This is a genomic window from Streptomyces sp. NPDC054847 (assembly GCF_053610925.1).
Map to the genome: position 1 here is coordinate 1 of NZ_JBSGZJ010000672.1, position 2,544 is coordinate 2,544.

General features: G+C 72.9%; 2 protein-coding genes. Both read left to right on the forward strand.

What is annotated here, in order from left to right; translation table 11 throughout:
* Window positions 1-265: 265 nt before the first annotated feature.
* Window positions 266-997 (forward strand): peptidoglycan recognition protein family protein, encoded by a 732-nt coding sequence (locus tag ACWGH4_RS34010; protein WP_453467645.1) that lies wholly within the window; start codon window positions 266-268, stop codon window positions 995-997.
* A gap of 299 nt (window positions 998-1,296) precedes the next feature.
* Window positions 1,297-2,454, forward strand: coding sequence for an FAD-dependent oxidoreductase (locus tag ACWGH4_RS34015; protein WP_453467647.1), 1,158 nt, complete (start codon window positions 1,297-1,299; stop codon window positions 2,452-2,454).
* Window positions 2,455-2,544: the final 90 nt, after the last annotated feature.

A 2,544-nucleotide genomic window follows, 5' to 3' on the forward strand; every position in this document is an offset into this window, starting at 1 on the left:
GCCAGGCACTGTCCTGACGGCGGGTCGGCCGGCGTCCACCGCCGCGCGAAGTCGGCGCGCGTTCGGGCGCCGGTTTCCGTCGTCCGGCCCGGCACCGACCTGCCCGGTCGGCGTCGGCGGGCCTTCCGTTCCAGCAGGCCGCTGAAGCCGGGCAGCCTGGCGCGTCCCATCGCCCGTGCACCTCGTTCGATCACGGACTCCGCCTCGTTCACCCGAATGGCTTGCTCACCTGTGAGAGTGGAGGGCCGGGGCGCAGGGTGGTCCCATGTGGTCCCGTCGGATCGTCCTGGGTGCCGGGGTCGTGGCGCTGGCTCTGCTCGTGCCGCGGGACGCCCCGTTCCGGCCCGCCCGACCCGAGCCGGTGGCGGTCGGCCCGGCGGTCCCGCGACCCCCGATCGTCAGCCGGGAGGCGTGGCGGGCGGACGAGGGGATGGTCAGGGAGCGGGCGACGTACACGGGCGCCGTGAGCGCGGTCTTCCTCCACCACACCGGTCATCTGAACGGTTACGACTGCGCCGACGTCCCCCGCATGCTGCGGGAGATGCAGAGGGACCACGTCGAGAGCGACGGCTGGGACGACATCGGCTACAACTTCGTGGTGGACCGCTGCGGAACCATCTACGAAGGCCGGGCCGGCGGCGTCGGGCGTCCCGTACAAGGGGCGCACACCAAGGGCTTCAACGGCGACAGCATCGGCATCGCGGCGCTCGGCACCTTCGGTCCGGGTACGACGGTCCCGCCGGCGCTCGAGGCCGGGATCGTGAAAGTGGCCGCCTGGAAGCTCCGGCCGGGGGCCGATCCCCGTGGCACCGTTCGTCTCGTCTCGACGAACGACGAGAGCACCTACAAGAAGGGCGAAGTGGCCCGGCTCCACGTCGTCTCGGGCCATCGCGACGCCTTCCGCACGGACTGCCCCGGCGACGTGCTGTACGAGCGGTTGCCGGTGATCAGGGAGGCCGTGGCCCGGCTGCGCAAGAGCGCGGAGTCCGTTCGGTAGACCGTCCGTACGCACCACGGTCCAGGCCCCGACGGGTGCCGCCCTGTGCGCCCCGCCCCGCCGCGTCCGCCCGGCCGATCGGTGTGCCGGCCGTGGAGGCAATGGGTCGCACGTCTGCGCACGAGCCGCTCGGTGGCGGACCCGCCTTGCCGTTCCTATCGAATATCGATAGATTTCCATCGTCATTCGACCGGTTTCCGGCGGTGCTCCGCCGGCCTGCGTCCTCGCCGCATTGCCGACGGCCGGCGTCGACCCGCGTACCGGTGCGACCGATGACGGACCCTCATGAGGAGCAGAGCATGACGACAGCCGATCACCCCTACCGCCTCCCGGCCACGGACAGTGCCGACGTACTGGTGGTCGGGGCCGGACTGGCCGGGCTGCACACCGCCACGCTGCTCGCCCGCCAGGGTCACGACGTCCTCCTGGTGGAACGGCGAGCCGGTCTCGCCGGCGCGATCCGCACCACGGGGATCTTCGTACGGAAGACGCTCGACGACTTTCCACTGCCTCCCGAATGTCTCGGGCCGCCCATCCGGCGCGTGGTGCTCTACCCGCCGAACCTCCGCCGCCCCGTCGACCTGGTCAGTCCGCGCGACGAGTACCGCGTGGGCGACATGGGACCGCTCTACGAAGCGTCGGCTGCCTCCGCCGCCAAGGCCGGCGTGCGGATAGCGCTGGGCACCCGTTACCACGGTCGGCACGGCGACACCTTCCACCTGGCCGGACGCGACGGGACGACGACGGTCCGCGCGCGGTTCGTCGTCGGCGCCGACGGCGCACGGTCGAGAGTCGCCCGCGACCTCGGCCTCGACCGCAACCACCAACTGCTCGTCGGTGCCGAGGAGGTCTTCGAGCTGCCCGGGAGCGACGAGCCGCCGACCTTCCACTGCGTGCTCGACCCCTCGCTCGCCCCCGGATACCTGGCCTGGGTCGTCAACGACGGGCAGCACGCCCATGTCGGCGTCGCCGGCTATGCCGACCGCTATCCGGAGGGCCTTCGCCGGGCGGTGCAGCAGTTCAGCGCATCAGCGCCCGGGCTGGCGGGAGTCGACCGTCCGGAGGCCGTGGAGCGGCGCGGGGGCCTCATTCCCGTCGGTGGCCTGCTGCGTCGGATCAGCTGCCCCGACGGTCTTCTCGTGGGGGACGCGGCAGGCGCGGTCTCTCCCCTCACTGCCGGCGGCCTGGACCCCTGCCTTCGGCAGTCCGAGCTCGCGGCCGAGGTCCTCGACGACGCGCTGCGGGCCGGGAGGCCGGACGCGATGAGTACCTACGACGGGGCCGCTTTGCGCCCCCACTTCAGGGGACGGCTCATGCTGCGCAGGGGACTTGCCCAGGTGCGGACGCCGGCTGCCGCGGCGGCGGCGTTCACGCTGCTGCGCACACCGTTCGGCCGGGCCGCGGCCGGCCGGGTGCTGTTCGGCGACAGATCCTTCCCCGACGCGGTACGCGGGTGAGTCCGCCCCACCGACGCCTCGCTGCCCCGGGTACGCGGATGTCCGGGCCGGCCGGTTCGGCCGGCCCGGACATCACGGTCGGGCCAGGGA

Bases quoted from the DNA above. Each gene is read 5' to 3' on its own strand.
- ACWGH4_RS34010 (WP_453467645.1), top strand. From the start codon at position 266: ATGTGGTCCCGTCGGATCGTCCTGGGTGCCGGGGTCGTGGCGCTGGCT.
- ACWGH4_RS34015 (WP_453467647.1), top strand. From the start codon at position 1,297: ATGACGACAGCCGATCACCCCTACCGCCTCCCGGCCACGGACAGTGCC.